Origin of the sequence: Streptomyces tibetensis (assembly GCF_040647715.1) — a bacterium.
GTDB lineage: Bacteria > Actinomycetota > Actinomycetes > Streptomycetales > Streptomycetaceae > Streptomyces > Streptomyces tibetensis_A.
In genome coordinates this window covers 839,671-854,187 of sequence record NZ_JBEZCR010000002.1, presented here as the reverse complement: position 1 = coordinate 854,187, position 14,517 = coordinate 839,671, and the positions used below count along the sequence as shown (strand labels likewise).

Here is a 14,517-nt window from a genome sequence, read left to right as displayed (position 1 = left end):
ACGAGCGCGTCCGACGCGTGCGTACCAGGTGGCATCCATCCTGCCGCAGGCCGTCAGTCGGCGAAGCACCGAGGCCCGATCCGCCCCAGGTGTCTACGCTGGGTGGTGTTGTCGGGCAGCCGTGCCGCCGGAAAGAACCGGCGGCCCTACCAGCCGAGGAATCCCGTGAGTGACACCCCATTCGGATTCGGCCTTCCGCCGGAGGAGCCGGACGACGGCGACGAGGGCAAGAAGAAGGACCAGCAGAGCGGTGGTGGTCAGGGACCTGCCAACCCGTTCGGTTTCGGCGGCCTGCCCGGAGCCGGTGGCTTCGGGCAGGGCCCCGGTGGCCCTGGCGGCCCCGGTGCGGACAATCCGTTCGCAGCCATGTTCGGGTCGCTGAACCCCACCGACCTGGGCGCCGCGTTCCAGCAGCTGGGCCAGATGCTCTCCTACGAGGGCGGCCCGGTGAACTGGGACATGGCCAAGCAGATCGCCCGCCAGACGGTCTCCCAGGGCAGCCCTGACGGCACCAAGGACGCCAGCGTCGGCCCCGCCGACCGCAAGTCCGTCGAGGAAGCCGTCCGCCTGGCCGACCTGTGGCTCGACGACGCCACGTCCCTGCCCTCCGGCGCCGCCTCCGCGGTGGCCTGGAGCCGCGCGGAGTGGGTCGAGGCCACCCTGCCCGCCTGGAAGGAGCTGGTCGACCCGGTCGCCGAGCGCGTCGGCACCGCCATGGGTGATGTCCTGCCGGAGGAGATGCAGGCCATGGCCGGCCCGCTGATCGGCATGATGCGCTCGATGGGCGGCGCCATGTTCGGCACGCAGATCGGGCAGGCCGTCGGCGTGCTCGCCGGCGAGGTCGTCGGCTCGTCCGACATCGGCCTCCCGCTCGGCCCGGCCGGCAAGGCCGCGCTGCTCCCGGTGAACATCGAGACGTTCGGCAAGGACCTGAGCGTCCCCCAGGAGGAGGTGCGGCTGTACCTCGCCCTGCGCGAGGCCGCCCACCAGCGCCTCTTCTCGCACGTGCCGTGGCTGCGCTCGCACCTGTTCGGCGCCGTCGACGGCTACGCCCGCGGGATCAAGGTCGACACGGCCAAGCTGGAGGACGTGGTCGGCCAGTTCGACCCGCAGAACCCGGAGCAGTTGCAGGAGGCCCTCCAGCAGGGCATGTTCCAGCCGGAGGACACGCCCGAGCAGAAGGCCGCCCTGGCCCGTCTGGAGACGGCCCTGGCGCTCGTGGAGGGCTGGGTCGACGCGGTGGTCCACGCCGCCGCGAAGCCTCGCCTGGCATCCGCCGACGCCCTGCGCGAGACGCTGCGCCGCCGCCGCGCCTCGGGCGGCCCGGCCGAGCAGACGTTCGCCACGCTGATCGGCCTGGAGCTGCGCCCGCGCCGCCTGCGGGACGCCTCCCGTCTGTGGGCCTCGCTCACCGACGCGCGCGGGGTCGACGGCCGGGACGCCCTGTGGCACCACCCGGACATGCTTCCCACGGCGACCGACCTGGACGATCCGGACGGCTTCGTGCACCGCGAGCAGATCGACTTCTCCGAGCTGGACAAGATGCTCGGCGAGGCGGCGGACAAGCCCGACCTCAAGAAGAAGGACGAGGGCGAGGACGAGAACAGGGGCGACGACGCCGGGTGAGCCTGTACGACGACGCGGTCCTCGTACTGAAGGGGTACGAGGACCAGACGGAGCTGCGCCAGGCCTATCTGGACCATCTGGCGGACCATCCGGACGGCCTGTGGAAGGCCTGCCACGCGGGCCACATCACGGCGAGCGCCCTGGTGATCGACCCCGAGGGCGGCCGGGTGCTGCTGACCCTGCACAAGAAGCTGCGGATGTGGCTGCAGATGGGCGGCCACTGCGAGCCGGGCGATGCGTCCCTGGCGGGTGCGGCCCTGCGTGAGGCGACGGAGGAGTCCGGCGTCCCGGGGCTCACCCTGCTGCCCGGCGGCCCGGTGCGCCTGGACCGGCATCCGATCCCGCCTCCGTGCCACTGCCACTTCGACGTCCAGTACGCGGTCATGGCCCCACCGGACGCCACGCACGCGATCAGCGACGAGTCACTCGACGTGCGCTGGTTCGGCTACGACGAGGTGCCGGACGTGGCGGACGAGTCGGTCGTACAGCTACTGGCCGCGACCCGCGCGAGACTCACGACCTGAACGTGTGTAAGGGGCGACCGCTGTGGCGGCCGCCCCTTACGTGACGGCGGGTGGCGCCCCGTTCAGGGGCGTGGGGAACTGCGCGACCAGCACCGGACGGCCCGCAGCCGCATCGGGACCGCACACCCCCGAACCCCTCGGCCCCCCGCGGAGCGCTCAGCTCCAGACGTTGCCCTGGTTCTGCCCCCGCGCCCCCTGCTGGCCCATGCCGTACTGCGCGGCGAGACCCGAGCCGATCTGGGCGTTCTGCGGCGGCAGCAGCTCACTCGGCTGGACGAGCGCGTAGCCGGTCCCCATGAAGCTCAGCTCCCAGCCCTCACCTGTGCTGCCGCGGCGCCTCCACACCCCGGAGGAGTGCGTCTGGGCCTGCATCTGCACCCGCAGGCCCGTCGACCAGGCGACGATCGCGTCGGCGTCGCAGTTGACGTACTTGTCGGGCGTCACCTGCATCAGCAGCGGCATCCCGGAGGTCATCAGGGCGACCTTGCCCCGGCCGCTGATATTGAGCTGGTACTTCCCCGAGCCGGAGATGCCGTAGAGGCTGTCCACGGCGATGACCTCGTGGTGCAGGGAGGAGTCCATCGCCAGCACATAGCTGCTGTCGACGGTGAGGCCGTCCTGGTCCACGTCCATGACGTGGACGTGCTGCTTGAGGTTGGCGAGGTACACCGTGCCCTGCCCGTGGCAGCGCATCAGGTCCAGGCCCTCCCCGGTCTGCGCACGCGCGCGTGACTGCTGGTTGCTCTGGAACTCGGCGTCGAACTCGACGAGGCCCTGGTAGGCGACCATGGTGCCCTTGCGGGCCAGGACGTCGTCGTGGCCCTCCAGGGTGACGCGCAGCATCTGCTTGTTCTGCAGACTCCAGCGTTCCTGGGTCTGCTGCTCGTTGTAGGCGAAAATCGGGCTCTGCATGACGTGTGGCTCCCCCTCAGCCCCGGAACCGGAGGCGGTCGGTGCTGTCCTCGCTGGGCTGGACGACGACGATGCCCTGACCGGAGAAGGCCATCTGGTAGGCCTCGCCGCTGCCGCGGCCGATCAGCGACTGGGCCCGGAAGCTGCGCTTGCCCTTGACCTTGAGGTTCGGGGACCAGGCGACGAGCGCGTCGGGGTCGACGTAGGTCTCGTCCTCGCCGCCTCCGCAGTCGACGACGATGGGCTTACCCCGGGAGGTCAGCGCGACCCAGCCCTGCCCGGAGATCTTGGTGTTCCACAGGCCCTGCCCGGCGAACTTGGCCAGGCCCTTGACCCGCTCCACGCCCCAGCTGAGGTGGGCATCGAAGGCCAGCAGATTGGTGGCGTTGACCGAGATGCCGTCGCCGTTGAGATTGATGACGACGACGTTCGCCCCGTAGTCGGCGAGGTAGAGCAGACCGTCGCCGGAGCACTTCATCAGCGGCGCGCCCTCACCGGTCATCCAGTCCTTGGCGATCTGGCGCACGGCCGGCGGGTTGGGCTCGTACTGCACGAACCCTTCGTAGGCGACCATCGACCCCACGCGCGCGAGGAGGTCGTTCCCGGTCTGCATGGCGACCTTCAGCATGTGGTTGCCGTGGTTCTCCATGCGGGCGGTGACGGGTGCGGGGGCGTGGCCCGCGAGTTGCTGTGTCATGACGGGCTCCCTCAGACCTCGTACGGCTGGACGACGATGAAGTTGCCGGGCGCTCCCCGGAACTGGAGGTTGACGCTCTCCCCCGTGTCGCCGGGGTAGGCGTTGCGGCGCATCCGCACCTGGCTGGAGACGACGACCTGGGCGGCGGCCGACCAGGCGACCACGGCGTTGCAGTCGGCGAACGTGGTGGGCGTCACGGGCAGCACGACGGGAGTGCCGTGCGTCTTCACGACGATGGTGCCGGTGCCCTGGAACTGCATGGTGAACAGTGCGCCGCCGGGGATTCCGTGGCCCTCGATGCGGCGGACCTCGTAGGTGAGGCTCTCGTCGAAGGCGAGGACGTTCTCGGCGGAGACGCAGACGGCGTCGCCCTGCAGCTCCAGGGGGTGCAGCATGGTCGAGTTCTCGGCGAGGAAGACCTGCCCCTGGCCGGTGCAGCGCATCAACTGCATCTCCTGGCCGGTCGCGTTGCCCACGATCCGGCCGGCGAACCCGGCGCCCTTGTAGCTGAAGTCGACCTTGCCCTGGTAGAGCACCATGCTGCCCTGCCGGGCCAGTACCGGCTGTCCGCCGATGCCGAGGTCGACGCGCACGAGCTTCTTGTTCTGCTGTGTCCAGCGCTGCCCGGTGGGGGTCTCCTTGAACTGCTGGAGCGCAGCGGACACACCAGGGCCCTGAGGGGCACCCTGTGGAGCAGCGTGGGGCGCCTGTCCGTAGGGCGGCTGCTGGCCGTAGCCGGGGGGCTGTGCGGGCTGGCCGTAGCCCGGCGGCGGCGTGGGCTGGCCGTATCCGGGGGGCGGGGCCGGGGCGTGGGGCGCCTGCGGCGGGTGGGGTGCCTGGGGCTGGCCGTAGCCGGGAGGCGGCGGGGCCGTCTGGCCGGGGACCTGGCCGTGGTGCGGCGGCTGCTGGCCCGGCTGGCCGTAGGGTGCGGGCGCCGGGGCCGGAGGAGGCACCGGAGAGCCGCCGGGCGGGGTGTGCAGGGGAGCGACGATGGTCGGGGCGGCGTGCACCTGGGGCGCGGGCGCCGGAGGGGGCGTATGGCCGGGCGGCGGGGCGAAGCCCTGCGCGGCGGGCTGGGGTGTGGGGGCCTGGGGCGCCGGCTGGGCGGGCGGTGCGGTGGGTTCGGCAGCGGCCGGGACGCCGAACGCGGGCGGGGCGAAGGCGGGCGCTGCGCCGGCCTGCGGCTGCTGCGGGGCCGGCGCCGGCGTCTCCTCCTCGGCGACCTCGCCGCCGAAGTTCTTCAGCAGCGCGTCCAGACCTCCGTCGAAGCCCTGCCCGACGGCGGCGAACCGCCAGACGTCCTTCAGGTAGAAGTCGCCCAGCATCACGGCCCGTTCGGTGGAGAACTCCGAGCCGTTGAAGGCGTAGCGCGCCACCTCCTCGCCGCCCGCGACGATACGGATGTACCCGGAGGCGATCTGCGACATCTGGCCGGCGCCGTCGATCGTCGCCGTGAAGGAGAGCTTCTGGATCTGCGACGGGATCCGGTCGAGCGTCACCCGGAAGGACTCGGTGTCTCCCGCCTGGGCGCCCAGGAGCTGAATGGACTCCTCGGGGGATTTCGGCTGGTTGAAGAAGACGAAGTACCGGTCGTCCGAGAGCCGTTCGTCGGCGTCGAGGCCGAAGCAACTGATGTCGAAGCTCAGTCCGGGGCCGGCGATCTGTACACCTACGTACAGATCCGTACCCGCGGTGAGGTCACTGATCCTGGCCTTGTGGCCGCGTTGGAATTCCCTGGCCATGCGTAACGACCGTCCCCCATCCAGAACGTGAGTGCGTCGCGCCAGGCTAACGGCAAACTCGGACACCGGACGAGGTCGGTACAGAGCCGGTACACAACGCCCCGATCCGCCGTATCGGCTGTTCGCTCGCGGAAAGCGGTCGGTCACCTCGTGGGGCTGTCGCCCCTTGTGCCGGGTACATGGGGCAACCGCTCGGCGGCGACCACACCTTCGAGGTATCCCCGGGCCCGTTCGGTGCGCGGATAGGCCTTCAGCAGTTCCCAGAAGCGCGGTCCGTGTCCGGGAACGAGCAAATGCGCGAGTTCGTGGACGAGGACGTAGTCGACGACGTACTCGGGCATGCCCTGGAGGCGGTGCGAGAGGCGGATGCTGCCCTCGGCGGGGGTGCAGGAACCCCAGCGCGTGTTCTGGTTGGTCACCCAGCGCACCGACGCGGGCCGGGCGCGCCCCTCGAAGTACTGGTCCGAAAGACGCCGGGCCCGCTCGGCCAGATCGGCGTCGCCGAGGGCCCGCTTGCTCTCCTGGGCGGCCAGCTTGTCGAGCATGACGGTCACCCAGCGCTGTTCCTCCGCCTCGGACATCCGGGCGGGGATGAGCACCACGGTGCGATCGCCCTCGCGGTACGCGGAGACCGTTCGGCGTCGGCGGGCGCTCCTGCGGACCTCGATCGCGCTCGCCCTCGAGCCGCTCGGCGGCTGGCTCGTCGTGCTGCGCTGAGTGGTTCCGGCGCGGTGCAGTGGGTCGGCGGGCACGCCCCGACGTTACCCGCTGCACACGGGGAAGTCCCGACTCCGGGACGCTTCGGTGCCGCCGCTCCCGCCGGCCGCAGGATTTTTACGACCCGGCCGCCGGGTTCGTCTCGGGCACCGGGTTGGTCGTGGGCGCCCGGTTCGCATGTCGCGGGCACCGGGTTCGTCGCGGGCGCCCGGTTCGCATGTCGCGGGCGCCGACTCTGTAAGGCTCGTTGCCGACGGCAGGACACAGTCGTCGGACCAGTACGACTAATACCCGCGCCTGTGGACAACTTTCAGCGGGCCGCGGCGGGGTTGGGCATGCTGGATCTCGTCGGCGAAGCTACGGCGAGGCCGGTCCGGGAAACAGGGGCCGTGCCCGCGCTCGGGACCGTCGGCGGTACGGGGACGATCTACGGCATACGGGGGCCTGTCATGCATCCGATGGTGAAACCCGCGCTCAGGCGCGGCTGGCGCGACCTCAACACCGTGCAGTTCGGGATGACCCCGGCCCATGCGATGACGCTCGGCCCGATGGACCTGGCGACGGGCAGCTTCCTCGACCTGCTGAACGGCACGCGGGGGCTGGAGCTGCTCCGCGAGGAGGGACGCCGCATGGATCTGCCCGACGGTCATGTCGACAAGCTGGTGCGGGGGCTGGCACGGGCCGGACTGCTGGACGACGCCCGCGGTGGCGGGCCGGCCGCGGACGCGCTACGCAAGAAGAAGGACGTCCTCGACCGGCTGCGCCCCGACCTGGCCTCCCTCACCCTGACGACATCGTCCCCCGGCGACGCGATCGGGCGGCTGGCCGCGCGGCGCCCGCAGCGCGTTCAGGTGCGAGGCGCGGGCCGGGTGGGTGCCGTGCTGGCCTCGCTCCTGGCAGGGGCCGGCGTGGGCGGGGTGGACGTGATGGACGGCGGCCGTGTGCAGCCGTGGGACGTCGCGCCGGGCGGGCTGCCCGCGGATGCCGTCGGCGACCGCAGGGACGAATCGGCCCGTCGTGCCGTGCGCCGGGCGGCCCCCGACCGGCCGCCGCGCCGAGCGGCGGGTCAGGCGCCCCCGGAGGACGGCGACCCGGGGTTCTCGCTGGTGATCCTCGCCCCGCGGGACGATGTCGCCGTGCACGCGCCCGACCCGGCAGCGGCAGAGCCGCTGATGAGCTCCGGGACGCCCCATCTGTACGCCGGCGTCGTGGAGGGCACCGGCGTGGTCGGTCCTCTCGTTCTGCCCGGCGAGACGGGATGCGCGGGATGCCTGCACGAGGACCGTGTCGACCGGGACCCCACCTGGCCGCGTCTGGTCGCCCAGTGGCGCTCCGGCAAGCAGCGGCAGGTGCCGCCCTGCGACCTGACACTGGCCACGGCCGTGGCAGGACTCGCGGCCGCCCACGCACTCGCTTTCCTCGACGGCCGGGCCCCCTCCAGCGCCGGGGCACGCTGGGAGTGCTCCGTCCCGGATCTCCACTGGCGTACGCGGCCGGTCCGGGCGCATCCGGCGTGCCCGTGCGCTGCGGCGACGAGAGGAAAAGGGGAGCACCTCTCGGAGGACGGCGAGTCACACGAGACAATGGCTGTGCAACGGCCGTCGGAGCAGTGCCGTGAGGCAGAGGCGGAGCGGCCGGCTGGGACTTGGAGGGCGCATGTCTGATCTTCCCCGGAAGGCGGTTACCCGGACCGCCAAGCTCGCCGCGCTCCCGCTCGGCATCGCCGGGCGGGCGACCTGGGGATTCGGCAAGCGGATCGTCGGTGAATCCGCCGAGCTCGTCGGCCGCGAACTCCAACAGCGCACGGCGGACCAGTTGTTCAAGGTGCTGGGTGAGCTGAAGGGCGGCGCGATGAAGTTCGGGCAGGCCCTGTCCGTCTTCGAGTCGGCGCTGCCCGAGGAGGTGGCCGGCCCCTACCGGGCCGCGCTGACCAAGCTCCAGGAGGCGGCGCCGCCCATGCCGACCCGGACCGTGCACGCGGTGCTCGAGGAGCGGCTCGGCGAGGGCTGGCACGAACTGTTCCTGGAGTTCGAGGACAAGCCCGCCGCGGCGGCCTCGATCGGCCAGGTCCACCGAGGGGTGTGGCACGACGGCCGCGAGGTGGCCGTCAAGGTGCAGTACCCGGGTGCCGGCGAGGCCCTGCTGTCGGACCTGAACCAGCTGAGCCGCTTCTCCCGCCTGCTCGGCCCGCTGATTCCCGGCATGGACATCAAGCCTCTGATCACGGAGCTGAAGGACCGCGTTGCGGAGGAGCTGGACTACGGACTGGAAGCCCAGGCGCAGCAGACCCACGCCGAGGAGTTCACGGACGATCCGGACGTGGTCGTGCCGCAGGTGGTGCACCAGTCCGACCAGGTCCTGGTCACCGAGTGGATGGACGGCATCCCGCTGTCGGAGATCATTTCGGACGGCACCCAGGAACAGCGCGACCGTGCCGGTCAGCTGCTGGCCCGCTTCCTGTTCTCCGGCCCCGCCCGCACGGGCCTGCTGCACGCCGACCCCCACCCGGGCAACTTCCGGCTCCTGCCCGGTGGCCCGGAAGGGGAGGACGACTGGCGCCTGGGCGTGCTGGACTTCGGCACGGTCGACCGACTCCCGGGAGGTCTGCCGGCCACCATCGGCGAGTCCCTGCGGATGACCCTCGACGGTGAGGCGGATGCGGTCTACGAGCTTCTCTGCGCGGAAGGGTTCGTCAAGGAGACCATAGAGCTGGACCCGGACGCCGTCATGGACTACCTGCTGCCGATCATCGAGCCGGCCCAGGTCGAGGAGTTCACCTTCACCCGGGGCTGGATGCGCAGCCAGGCGGCGCGGGTCGCCGACCCCCGCTCCCCTGCCTACCAGCTCGGCAAGCAGCTCAACCTGCCCCCGTCCTATCTGCTGATCCACCGGGTGACGCTGAGCACGATCGGCGTGCTGTGCCAGCTGGGGGCGACGGTGCGGCTGCGCGAGGAGTTGGAGGAGTGGCTTCCGGGGTTCGTCCCGGAGGATCCGGCCGACGGCGAGGAGGCGGTGGCGGAAGCCTGAGCTCCGCCCCGGGGCTCACCTTCAGTCCGACTCCAGGCGCCGGACGTGCGCTTCCTCGGGCGGACGACCGCCGCGGGGGCCGGTCCGTTCGACACGGACCGGCCCCCGCAGTGAGAGGTCGGCGGGCAGCCCGGTCGTATCGACCGGAATGCCCCGCTTCAGGTGCAGCGGATTACTGCATGACCGCCATGGCGAGCGCCCGGCGGGCACGCAGTGAGGCGCGCTCCGCCCTGCGCTGCATCCGGCGGGCGGACGCCAGGCGCACGGCCAGGCGATCCCGCTCCGCCTCCTGCAGTCGCTCGCGCATATGCGCGCGGGCCATGGCTTCTGGGATGAGTTGCATCTCGCGGGTCCTGTTCTGACGCGAGTCCTTCGCGCCGTTGATGGAAAAGTCTTGGGTCGCCGAGCCGGCGGGCTCGTGAGTGGACGGCTTCATCGGGGCCTGCTTCTGGGGGTCGTGCGTGAGGGGACGGTCGATCGTTCCTGCGGTGTTCATGCCGTGACCGGGTTCTTGCGCGGGCGGCCACGCGGCCGCTTCCGGGCGACGACGACACCCTGGACGAACAGCTCGCCACCCCAGACGCCCCAGGGCTCACGCCGCTCCTTGGCGCCGGCGAGGCAGGCCTCGACGAGTGGGCAGGTGCGGCAGAGGGACTTGGCGTACTCGACGTCCGCGGGCGACTCGGCGAAGAAGACCTCCGGGTCGTAGGAACGGCACGGCACGGGTACGCCGAGGTTCTCGATGGCGTCGTCGAGCGCGGTGAGCGCGATGAGCGGGGTCAAGGCCGGGTCCTCCGTGGAGCAGGGCTTGGGGATCGTGTCGGAAGGCGGTACGGACGGGGCGTGCGCTTCGAGTTGCACGGTTGGGCTTCCTCGTCAGGTCGTTCCGGCCTGTTGGCCGGGGGGGTGGTGGTACCGGGTTCTTTTCTTGTCCCGAGGCTCCTTCGGTCTGTCATCCCTGTTCAGGGACAAACAGAAGGGCCGCGGATCCCGGATGGGGTTCCGCGGCCCTGAAGGCGCCGGCCTGATCGGCGATCAGGCTGGATCACTCCAGGGTTCTGGCCCACGGAAGGCCCACATCTGGTGGTGCTGCGTCGTCTGCTTCCGGAATCCGGCACCGGTCGCCGTAAAGGCATAGGCCTGTGCCTGTGCCGTTACTGCCGCTTCCAGTGCCTTGGTCGGTCGCTCATTGCGCTCACGGACAGGAAGGCCCGCGGGAGCAACGGAGGAGGACGCCGGGCGAGCGGCACGAATGCCGGACAGACCGGTGCCCAGGTTCGAAACGCCGAGCATGCACGCGGAGACGGCCGAGCGATCGGTCATTTTCACGATGCTGACGGAGCTGGTGTTGATGCTGATCACTGGACTCGCCTCCTCTCGGCGTCTTGGGGGACTGGGCGAACCAGTCCGACGGATATGCAAGTACAACACGGAATCAGGGCCTCCGAGAAGGCCGCTGCTCTCGTGCCTAAGAACCTATGGGGATTGCTGGGGCATGCGCAAACTATTTTTTCGACGAGTTCGTGTCAGTCCCGATCTCGGCTCTCCGCGCCCGACTGGCCTGCGCAGATGGCCAGTACCTCGGCCCCGTAGCGGGTGAGCTTGCGCATCCCGACGCCCGGGATGCGGGCGAGCTCGCGTTCGTCGTCGGGGGCGGACTCGGCGATCGCCATCAGCGTCCTGTCCGTGAACACGCAAAAGGCGGGCTGGCCACTGCTGCGCGCCTGGTCGGCCCGCCACTCACGCAGCCGCTCGTACAGGCCCTCGTTCATGTCGGAGGGGCAGTCGTCGCAGCGCATCAGCTTCATCTCGCCCGGGTCGGTCAGCGTGCGGCCGCAGACCCGGCAGCGGGCGGGAACTCGCTGGGTCCGCCTCGGGGCGGAATCCCTGGTTCCGGAAATGCCGCGCTCGATTCCGCCCGCACCGCCCGAGCCTGCACGGCCCGTGGTGGCCGTCGAGCCCGGGCGCAGTCCGTCGAGGAAGCGGCTGGGGCGGCGGTTCGGCCGGCCGCCGGGCGAGCGGGACAGCGCCCAGGAGACGTGGAGGTGTTCCCGCGCGCGGGTGACCCCGACGTAGAGGAGCCGGCGCTCCTCCTCGATCTGTTCGTCGGTCTTCGCGTAAGTGATCGGCATCATGCCCTCGGCCACACCCACCAGGAAGACGACGTCCCATTCCAGGCCCTTGGCCGAGTGCAGGGAGGCGAGGGTGACGCCCTGCACGGTGGGCGCGTGCTGGGCGTTCGCCCGTTCGTCGAGTTCGGCGACGAGGTCGGCCAGGGTGGCGCCCGGTTTGGCGGCGGCGAAGTCCTGGGCCAGGTTCACCAGGGCGGCCAGGGACTCCCAGCGCTCTCTCACGGCACCGGAGCCGGCCGGTGGCCGGCTCGTCCAGCCCTCTCCGGACAGGACGGCGCGCACCTGCGAGGGCAGGTCGACGACGTCGTCGAGAAGAGAGTCGTTGCCGCCGAAGCGGGCCGCGCCGCGTAGGGCGATGCCCGCCTTGCGCACCTCCGGACGGTCGAAGAACCGCTCGGCGCCGCGCAGCTGGTAAGGCACGGCGGCGTCGGCGAGGGCCTGCTCATAGGTCTCGGACTGCGCGTTCGTGCGGAAGAGGATGGCGATCTCGGAGGCCGGGACCCCGGAATCGATGAGTTCGCGGATCCGGCGGGCCGCGCCTTCCGCTTCGGCGGGCTCGTCGGTGTACTCGCAGTAGACCGGCTCCGGCCCCGCGCCGCGCTGGGAGACGAGCTCCAGACGGTGGTCGGCGGCCCGGCCCCGCGCCTGGGCGAGCAGACCGTTGGCGAGATGGACGACCTGGGGGGTGGAGCGGTAGTCGCGGACCAGCTTGATGACGGTGGCACCGGGGTGGCGGGTGCGGAAGTCGAGCAGGTGGTCAGGGGTGGCTCCGGTGAAGGAGTAGATCGTCTGACTGGCGTCACCGACCACACACAGGCTGTCCCGTTCGCCCAGCCACAGTTCGAGCAGGCGCTGCTGGAGGGGGCTGACGTCCTGGTACTCGTCGACCACGAAGTGCTGGTACTGGGCGCGGATCTGCTCCGCGATGTCGTGCCGGTCCTGCAGGACGGCCACGGTCAGCAGCAGTACGTCCTCGAAGTCGATGACGGACCGCTCGCGCTTGACGTCCTCGTAGGCGGCGTAGAGCTGGGCGATCTCGGCTGGGTCGCGGGGGGACTCACGGCCGGCCTTGGCGGCGGCGGGCGCGTAGTCGGCGGGGACGGTCTGGGTGACCTTGGACCACTCGATCTCGGCGGTGACGTCCCGCAGCTCGCCGCGATCGAGCCGGATGCGGCAGGCCGCCGCCGCGTCGGCGACGAGCTGGATCTTGCGGTCGACGAGCCGGGGCATGGAGCCGCCGATCGCTTTCGGCCAGAAGTACTGGAGCTGGCGGAGGGCGGCCGAGTGGAACGTACGCGCCTGGACACCGGCTGCGCCGAGCTGGCGCAGCCGGCCGCGCATCTCTCCGGCGGCACGGGCGGTGAAGGTGACGGCGAGGACGCTGGAAGGGTGCAGGATGCCCGCGCGCACTCCGTAGGCGATGCGGTGGGTGATCGCCCGGGTCTTGCCCGTGCCCGCGCCCGCCAGGACGCACACCGGGCCGTGCAGGGCCGTGGCCACCTCGCGCTGCTCGGGGTCGAGCCCTTCGAGCACGGCGTCGGCGGAGTCCGGTACCTGCGGGAACAGGGTGGAATGCGGTGCTGCTGTCACACCGCCATGCTGCCAGGTCGCGCGAGACGGCTGCGCCGGTTGTCCACAGGGAGGCACCGATAGTCGTACTAGTGCGGCAGGCGTCACGTAGGGCTGGGCCCGTGGGCCGGGAATGGTGGACCTGCCACATACGTTCCCCCACTGCGACCACCCGCCCCGAGCCACCGAAGGAGCACGAGAGACATGCTGGGCACTGTGACGATGTACAGCACCACGTGGTGCGGCTACTGCCGCCGGCTGAAGAGCCAGATGGACCGCGAGGGCATCGCGTACACCGAGATCAACATCGAGCAGGACCCGGAGTCCGCCGCGTTCGTGGAGAAGGCGAATGGCGGAAACCAGACGGTGCCCACCGTCCTGTTCCCGGACGGCTCGACGCTCACGAACCCCTCGCTGGCCCAGGTGAAGCAGAAGATCGGCGCCTAGTCACCACGTGCCGGTCCGCGGAAGGCGGCTCCTGAGAAAGCTCAGGGGCCGCCTTCTCTCATGCCGACGACGACCGCGCCGACGAGGTCAGAGGACGCTCCGCGTCGGGAGCGGCTTGCCGTACCAGAGTTCGATGAGGCGCGCCGCGATCGAGATGCCGTACGGCGGGAGCACCTCGCCGGACTCGAAGGCGGCGTGCAGCTCCTCGCGGGAGAACCAGCGGGCCTCGTGGATCTCGTCGCCGTCGACCTCGATCTCGGTCGAGGTGGCCCGGGCCATGAAGCCCAGCATGAGGCTGGACGGGAAGGGCCAGGGCTGGCTGGCGACGTACTCGACCTGGCCGACGCTGATGCCGACCTCTTCGTGGACCTCGCGGCGCACCGACTGTTCGATGGCCTCGCCGGGCTCGACGAAGCCGGCCAGTGTCGAGAAGCGGCCCTCGGGCCAGTGCACCTGGCGGCCGAGCAGGATGCGGTCGTCGTCGTCGGTCACGGCCATGATCACGGCGGGGTCCGTGCGCGGGTAGTGCTCCGCGCCGCAGGCCTGGCAGCGGCGGATGTGCCCCGCGGCGGCGATGACGGTGCGCTCGCCGCAGCGCGAGCAGAAACGGTGCGTGCGCTGCCAGTTCTCCAGTCCCACCGCGTGCACCATCAGACCCACGTCGCGGGCCGACAACAGGGCGCCCGCCTCGCGCAGGCCGGCCGGGCGTGCGGACTGGTCCATCCGTCCGGGCAGGGAGTCCTTCTGGAGGGCGAAGTAGCTGACACCGTCCTCGTCGATACCGAGGAAATAGCGGTGCGCCTCGGTGAGGGGAGCTTCGAAGGAGGGGGTCATGACGAGTTCGGTGCGCCCGTCCGCCGTCTCGTCGATGAGGACCTGCCCGCCGGAGACCACGAAACAGCGCGTCGTGGGGTGGCTCCACGCCGCCGCGAGCCAGGCCTCGTCGAGCCGGTGGTGGGCGGCCCGGTCGATGCCGCTCGGGGCGGTGAGCGAGATGGGGCGGTCGGCGTTGTGGTCGGTCCAGGTGGTCACGGGTGCTTCCAACTCCCCGGTGGGACGGTCGGGTTCGGCGGGCGGTTCAGCGGGACGTACGGCGGGGGGGCGACCGGGTCCGGCGGGCTCGG

14 protein-coding genes are annotated in these 14,517 nt (G+C 71.1%); 5 read left to right on the top strand and 9 right to left on the bottom strand.

Annotated elements, in window-relative coordinates; all coding sequences use genetic code 11:
* Positions 1-165 precede the first annotated feature (165 nt).
* Together AB0B29_RS08415 and AB0B29_RS08410 are read left to right on the top strand one after the other, a co-directional pair.
* Positions 166-1,626 carry a zinc-dependent metalloprotease gene (locus tag AB0B29_RS08415; protein WP_362235602.1) on the top strand — a complete coding sequence of 487 codons (1,461 nt, stop codon included), beginning with the start codon at positions 166-168 and terminating at the stop codon, positions 1,624-1,626.
* Positions 1,623-2,150 (top strand): NUDIX hydrolase, encoded by a 528-nt coding sequence (locus AB0B29_RS08410; RefSeq protein ID WP_362235599.1) that lies wholly within the window; start codon positions 1,623-1,625, stop codon positions 2,148-2,150. The genes AB0B29_RS08415 and AB0B29_RS08410 overlap by 4 nt, the downstream gene beginning before the upstream one ends.
* A 156-nt stretch (positions 2,151-2,306) precedes the next feature.
* Here AB0B29_RS08410 and AB0B29_RS08405 read toward each other — a convergent pair whose 3' ends face one another.
* The 4 genes from AB0B29_RS08405 to AB0B29_RS08390 all read right to left on the bottom strand — a co-directional run bounded on the left by AB0B29_RS08405 (position 2,307) and on the right by AB0B29_RS08390 (position 6,253).
* On the bottom strand, positions 2,307-3,062 hold the full coding sequence (locus tag AB0B29_RS08405) for an AIM24 family protein (protein ID WP_362235596.1): 756 nt from the start codon (positions 3,060-3,062) through the stop codon (positions 2,307-2,309).
* Between the two features lie 16 nt (positions 3,063-3,078).
* A complete protein-coding gene (locus AB0B29_RS08400; protein WP_362235593.1) occupies positions 3,079-3,759 on the bottom strand; it encodes an AIM24 family protein in 681 nt (226 codons plus the stop codon).
* Between the two features lie 11 nt (positions 3,760-3,770).
* The gene (locus AB0B29_RS08395; protein ID WP_362235590.1) at positions 3,771-5,501 is read right to left on the bottom strand and encodes a TerD family protein; all 1,731 of its coding nucleotides are present in this window, start codon (positions 5,499-5,501) and stop codon (positions 3,771-3,773) included.
* Between the two features lie 143 nt (positions 5,502-5,644).
* Positions 5,645-6,253, bottom strand: a complete 609-nt coding sequence (locus tag AB0B29_RS08390) for a M48 metallopeptidase family protein (RefSeq protein ID WP_362235587.1) — start codon at positions 6,251-6,253, stop codon at positions 5,645-5,647.
* A 414-nt stretch (positions 6,254-6,667) separates the two neighbouring features.
* On the opposite strand from AB0B29_RS08390, the gene AB0B29_RS08385 reads away from it, so the two are divergent.
* Both AB0B29_RS08385 and AB0B29_RS08380 read left to right on the top strand, forming a co-directional pair.
* A complete protein-coding gene (locus tag AB0B29_RS08385) occupies positions 6,668-7,882 on the top strand; it encodes a ThiF family adenylyltransferase (RefSeq protein WP_362235585.1) in 1,215 nt (404 codons plus the stop codon).
* The gene (locus AB0B29_RS08380) at positions 7,875-9,245 is read left to right on the top strand and encodes an ABC1 kinase family protein (RefSeq protein ID WP_362235583.1); all 1,371 of its coding nucleotides are present in this window, start codon (positions 7,875-7,877) and stop codon (positions 9,243-9,245) included. The genes AB0B29_RS08385 and AB0B29_RS08380 overlap by 8 nt, the downstream gene beginning before the upstream one ends.
* A 172-nt stretch (positions 9,246-9,417) precedes the next feature.
* Here the strand turns inward: AB0B29_RS08380 and AB0B29_RS08375 are convergent, their stop codons facing one another.
* The 4 genes from AB0B29_RS08375 to AB0B29_RS08360 form a co-directional block, all read right to left on the bottom strand.
* Positions 9,418-9,741: a hypothetical protein gene (locus AB0B29_RS08375; RefSeq protein ID WP_362235580.1), complete on the bottom strand. Its 324-nt coding sequence runs from the start codon at positions 9,739-9,741 to the stop codon at positions 9,418-9,420.
* Positions 9,738-10,106, bottom strand: a complete 369-nt coding sequence (locus tag AB0B29_RS08370; protein WP_362235577.1) for a WhiB family transcriptional regulator — start codon at positions 10,104-10,106, stop codon at positions 9,738-9,740. Before AB0B29_RS08370 ends, AB0B29_RS08375 begins: the two co-directional genes overlap by 4 nt.
* A 174-nt stretch (positions 10,107-10,280) precedes the next feature.
* Positions 10,281-10,607 carry a hypothetical protein gene (locus tag AB0B29_RS08365; RefSeq protein ID WP_362235575.1) on the bottom strand — a complete coding sequence of 109 codons (327 nt, stop codon included), beginning with the start codon at positions 10,605-10,607 and terminating at the stop codon, positions 10,281-10,283.
* Between the two features lie 164 nt (positions 10,608-10,771).
* Entirely contained in the window at positions 10,772-12,967 is a 2,196-nt protein-coding gene (locus AB0B29_RS08360) for an ATP-dependent DNA helicase UvrD2 (RefSeq protein WP_362235572.1), read from the bottom strand.
* A 183-nt stretch (positions 12,968-13,150) separates the two neighbouring features.
* Between AB0B29_RS08360 and AB0B29_RS08355 the strand changes: the two genes are divergently transcribed.
* The gene (locus tag AB0B29_RS08355; protein ID WP_003992805.1) at positions 13,151-13,393 is read left to right on the top strand and encodes a mycoredoxin; all 243 of its coding nucleotides are present in this window, start codon (positions 13,151-13,153) and stop codon (positions 13,391-13,393) included.
* Positions 13,394-13,480: 87 nt separating this feature from the next.
* Here the strand turns inward: AB0B29_RS08355 and nudC are convergent, their stop codons facing one another.
* Positions 13,481-14,425, bottom strand: a complete 945-nt coding sequence (gene nudC / locus AB0B29_RS08350) for an NAD(+) diphosphatase (protein ID WP_362235569.1) — start codon at positions 14,423-14,425, stop codon at positions 13,481-13,483.
* Positions 14,426-14,517 lie beyond the last annotated feature (92 nt).

Coding starts and splice junctions, on each gene's coding strand:
- AB0B29_RS08385 (WP_362235585.1), top strand. CDS start 6,668: ATGCATCCGATGGTGAAACCCGCGCTCAGGCGCGGCTGGCGCGACCTC.
- AB0B29_RS08375 (WP_362235580.1), bottom strand. CDS start 9,741: ATGAACACCGCAGGAACGATCGACCGTCCCCTCACGCACGACCCCCAG.
- AB0B29_RS08395 (WP_362235590.1), bottom strand. CDS start 5,501: ATGGCCAGGGAATTCCAACGCGGCCACAAGGCCAGGATCAGTGACCTC.
- AB0B29_RS08400 (WP_362235593.1), bottom strand. CDS start 3,759: ATGACACAGCAACTCGCGGGCCACGCCCCCGCACCCGTCACCGCCCGC.
- AB0B29_RS08405 (WP_362235596.1), bottom strand. CDS start 3,062: ATGCAGAGCCCGATTTTCGCCTACAACGAGCAGCAGACCCAGGAACGC.
- AB0B29_RS08380 (WP_362235583.1), top strand. CDS start 7,875: ATGTCTGATCTTCCCCGGAAGGCGGTTACCCGGACCGCCAAGCTCGCC.
- AB0B29_RS08355 (WP_003992805.1), top strand. CDS start 13,151: ATGCTGGGCACTGTGACGATGTACAGCACCACGTGGTGCGGCTACTGC.